The sequence below is a fragment of the Bradyrhizobium sp. JYMT SZCCT0428 genome, from assembly GCF_018131075.1.
Lineage (GTDB): Bacteria > Pseudomonadota > Alphaproteobacteria > Rhizobiales > Xanthobacteraceae > Bradyrhizobium.
This window is the reverse complement of record NZ_JAFCLS010000136.1, coordinates 1-3,949: the sequence shown is the minus strand read 5'-3', so window position 1 is coordinate 3,949 and position 3,949 is coordinate 1. Positions and strand designations below refer to the sequence as shown.

The 3,949-nt window shown below is 56.1% G+C and carries 6 protein-coding genes; 4 read left to right on the top strand and 2 right to left on the bottom strand.

Annotated features, from left to right (window positions below):
- Positions 1–161: 161 nt before the first annotated feature.
- Complete coding sequence (locus JQ575_RS43885) at positions 162–560, bottom strand: hypothetical protein (RefSeq protein WP_212039345.1); 399 nt, start codon at positions 558–560, stop codon at positions 162–164.
- 361 nt (positions 561–921) lie between these two features.
- Here JQ575_RS43885 and JQ575_RS43880 point away from each other — a divergent pair, with 361 nt between their 5' ends.
- The 3 genes from JQ575_RS43880 to JQ575_RS43870 all read left to right on the top strand — a co-directional run bounded on the left by JQ575_RS43880 (position 922) and on the right by JQ575_RS43870 (position 3,047).
- A complete protein-coding gene (locus JQ575_RS43880; RefSeq protein ID WP_211997826.1) occupies positions 922–1,341 on the top strand; it encodes a GFA family protein in 420 nt (139 codons plus the stop codon).
- Positions 1,342–1,555: 214 nt separating this feature from the next.
- Entirely contained in the window at positions 1,556–2,542 is a 987-nt protein-coding gene (locus JQ575_RS43875) for an ABC transporter substrate-binding protein (RefSeq protein WP_211997825.1), read from the top strand.
- A gap of 61 nt (positions 2,543–2,603) precedes the next feature.
- The gene (locus JQ575_RS43870) at positions 2,604–3,047 is read left to right on the top strand and encodes an ABC transporter substrate binding protein (protein ID WP_212039344.1); all 444 of its coding nucleotides are present in this window, start codon (positions 2,604–2,606) and stop codon (positions 3,045–3,047) included.
- Positions 3,048–3,186: 139 nt separating this feature from the next.
- On the opposite strand, the gene JQ575_RS43865 is transcribed toward JQ575_RS43870, so the two are convergent.
- On the bottom strand, positions 3,187–3,522 hold the full coding sequence (locus tag JQ575_RS43865; protein ID WP_212039347.1) for a hypothetical protein: 336 nt from the start codon (positions 3,520–3,522) through the stop codon (positions 3,187–3,189).
- Positions 3,523–3,577: 55 nt separating this feature from the next.
- Between JQ575_RS43865 and JQ575_RS43860 the strand changes: the two genes are divergently transcribed.
- Positions 3,578–3,847: an ABC transporter substrate binding protein gene (locus tag JQ575_RS43860; protein ID WP_249167320.1), complete on the top strand. Its 270-nt coding sequence runs from the start codon at positions 3,578–3,580 to the stop codon at positions 3,845–3,847.
- The last annotated feature ends 102 nt before the right edge of the window (positions 3,848–3,949 follow it).

The window sequence follows — 3,949 nt, the reverse complement described above, 5'->3', positions numbered from 1 at the left end:
CGGCGGATCAAAGCCGGCCGCCCCTGGCGACGTAGCCGAACTATCCATCGCAAACAGCCGACTTTTGCAACAAAATCGGCACTTTTCGGACGTAGAAGAACTGCCTGACAATGTCCGTTATTGAGGGCAAAGCCGACCTCCGGGTCGAGCATCCGGACTTCTCAGTTTGACCCACAACAGACTTCGCATAATAACCCGCGGGGTCGATTATTGATGTGTTTGGGATAGCCTTCCTCTCGCAAAGTGCTAAAGTTCCGAGGCATCGGATTGCGCGTGTTCCTGGCAGGCCCGCCATGCGACGCTGGGACTTCACCACCCGTGTTGTGCGTGTGGCTGCTGGTGTGGCCGGGAGCAGTCTCGTTCTCGCTGCCAGTTCCGCCATAGCGCAGCAACATCAGCATCCACCGCAAGATCAGGCCGTCCATGAGCGGTTCTATTCCACCTGGATGATGCCAAATAATCGAGCCGTGCCGTGCTGCAACAGCCAAGATTGTTCGCCAGCAGAATCCAGGATTGAAGAAGGTAATTGGGTTGCCCGCAAAATCGGCGGCGACGGCCATTGGATCGTCGTTCCGCCGGCGACAATCGAGCATAATCGCGAGAGTCCTGACGGCCGTAGCCACCTCTGCAGTCGGCGGGTTGCCTGGATGGGGGAGGTCGTGCTTTGCTTTATTCCTGGGATAAGCTTTTGATCGGAGCCTTATCCGCCCACGCCGACGGGTTGATCGAAAACCTGCACTTCCGCTGTTGGCACTTTTGAGACATGCCGACCGTCTCTGATGATGTTCGTTAATTGGGATAGACCGGAAGTGGTTGGCTATGGGTCAGACCAACGCGAATGACCCAATTCGGACCTATCAGCGGTCCGAAGAGCCATTAGAGATCGGGTGGCCACGTGAACGATGTGACAAGGGGCAAGCCATGAAAATCGATGGACGGTGTCACTGCGGCTATGTGTCATTCGAGGCTGAAGCCGATCCTGAAACTACGACAATGTGCAACTGCACGGACTGTCAGACAATGAGCGGCGCGCCAATGCGAGCGGTCATTATCGCGCGGCCAGGCACGTTCGTGCTGTTATCGGGCAAGCCCAAGGAATACCTGAAGACAGCCGATAGCGGAGCGGTCCGCCCGCAAGCATTTTGCCCACAGTGCGGCACGGCGCTCTACTCCACTTCAGTTGGTGATGACCCAAAGCCTTACAACGTCCGGGTCGGCGTACTTCGCCAACGCTATGAACTAGCGCCGCGCCGACAGTTATTTGTTCAATCGCAGCAGGCGTGGGTCTACGACCTCAATTCGATCACCAAGTTTGAAAAAATGCCGCCGCCGTCGCGGTGACCGCTCCTATTGGCACCTTTCAACATGCCCGCCTATCCTGAGAATGTCCGTTCACCGTGGTAGACCGGAAGTCGCCGTGATCCGGTCAAACCGACGCGAATGACCCATTTCGGAAGTGAACTGATCGTCCAGACCTGTTTCTGGGCTACCTCCCGGCCTTTCAGACTGCTAGGTTCTGCCGGAGCCACTTTGTCGTGACGGTGGAGCTATCGGCATGAGGCGGCGTGAGTTCATTACGCTTCTTGGCTGCGCGACGGCACTGCCGCTCAACGCGCGTGCACAGCAATCGGGTCGGGTCCGCCGCGTCGGGGTTCTCGTATTATACAATGAAGATGATCGTGAAGGTCAGCTTCGGGCGCGAGCCTTTCAGGAAGGGCTTCAAGCGCGTGGCTGGGTTATCGGAAGCAATCTTGTTATCGATTTTCGTTGGGGTGTGGGCGACCTCGATTGGATACGCTCGAAGGTAAATGACTTGATGGACGCCACGCCGGAGGTGATCCTGGCAAATAGCGACCAAATGGCCCGCGCTGTTCAGTCGGTTTCAAAAACAATACCGATTGTGTTTATCGGTGCGAGTGACCCAATTGCTCAGGGCTTCGTCCGGAGCCTCGCACATCCCGGCGGCAATATGACCGGGTTCAGTATCCTAGAGCCCAGCCTCGGGCCAAAGTGGATCGAAATACTCAAGGAGATTGCGCCGCAGGTAAAACGGGTGGCTGTACTTCTTAATTCTGAGAATGCAGGTTCACTGCTTCTGTTCCGCTCGTCTGCCGACGCGGCAAATAAATTTGGCGTGGAAGTATTTTCAACCCAAATCCGCAAACCTGCAGAGATTGAGGCCGCCTTCGAGACGCTCGCAAGGGAAACCGCCATTGGCTTCATTCTTCCACCTGATCCGTCCATCGCGGCACATCGCAAATTGATCGTCGAGATGGCCGCCCGGTACCGAATACCAGGTGTGTATGCTCTGCCTAGCTTTGCCGCCGAGGGGGGCCTGATCTCATACGGCATCATTATTCCAGAGGTATTCCGACAGGCCGCTGATTATGTCGACCGCATACTCCGGGGCGACAAGCCCGGAGACCTTCCCGTCCAGCGCCCAACAAAGTTTGAGTTGACGATCAATATCAAGACCGCGCAGGCGCTTGGTCTGACTGTTTCGCCAACGCTTCTCGCTCGCGCCGACAGGGTAATCGAATGAAGCGGCCACTTCCGTTGTTGATGCTGTGGACGGCTCCTCCACCGGCACGTCGGTGCCATGGATGTGGGCGCTGTTAAGGCTCCCACGATTCAGAGGAGCGAGCCATGCAGACGATAACGACAATCGGTCTAGGGGGCCGGCAGAAATCGAAGCGACCTTTACAGATATCGCAAAGGGCAGCCCCAATGCCCTCCTTGTCATCAACGATGCGACGATTATCGATATGCGAGAGCGCATAGCTTCGCTTGCCCTTTCGCATCGCATTCCCGTTTTTTCTTCAATCCCGGAGATGACCGATGTCGGCGGCATCGTCGGATACGGCACCCCACGGGCCGACCTCTATCGCCGCTCCGCCTATTACGTAAAGCGAATTTTCGATGGAGCCCAACCTGCTGATCTCGCTGTCGAGCAACCGACGCGGATCGAGTTATCTATCGATTTGAAGACCGCTAAGGCACTTGGTATCACCATTCCTGACACACTGCTCGCGCGGCGGATCGCGTAATAGAGTGATTTAGTAGCCTGATCTTCTGAATGCTCATGATCTGGCAAGATCACGCCCAATGTCTGCCACTGGCACCTTTCAGACATGCCCACCGGGGTAGTGATCCATGTGCGATCGTACCGCACTGGAGGCGGCCGGTTCAACTTCCTCGCATGTCGTTGGCCAATTCGCGATATTGCATTGCGAGCCGGGAGTACATCTCGCGGTTCGATCTATCTGCTGCCAACTTGCCACGCCGGTCGCAATCGTATGCGAGCGTTTCAAATCGTTCCAATTGTGCGGGATAGCGCGCTGCGAGATTACGGCTGGATTTTATGTTCCGGCTAACATCGTTATTCAGGATAACAATTTCACCGCGCTGGCCCAATCGATGTGTGGAGAGGGTTACCTGCTTCTCAATTGAGAGCGCCTTTCTTCGACCGCCCTGATCGCCATGTTGGTCAGAAGCATTCGACTCCTCACGCCCGCCCGCCATGCGTTCGCTATGGCGTTAGCAGCTAAGGTCTGCGCGTCCCCCGGAAATTCACGGCTTGGTCGGTGCGAATGAAATAGTCCAGCTCGATATCGAGCGCTTCGTCCATCACGTTGTCGAAATCACCATGCGGCCAAGGGTACATCGAACGAACCGTAGGCAAGCAGCCGCCCTCGTGCACAAAGTACTGCTTGGAGCTAAGCCTGCCGATCTGCCAGTTGAGCAACCAACAAAATTCGAATTTGCAATAAACCTCAAGACGGCCCGACAACTCGGATTAACGTTCCCGCCGACGGTACTTGCGCATGCCGATGAAGTGATTGAGTAAGGTTGGGCCATGTCCGTTCCTGGCAGATTTTGTTGCAAAAGTCGGCTGTTTGCGATGGATAGTTCGGCTACGTCGCCAGGGGCGGCCGGCTTTGATCCGCCG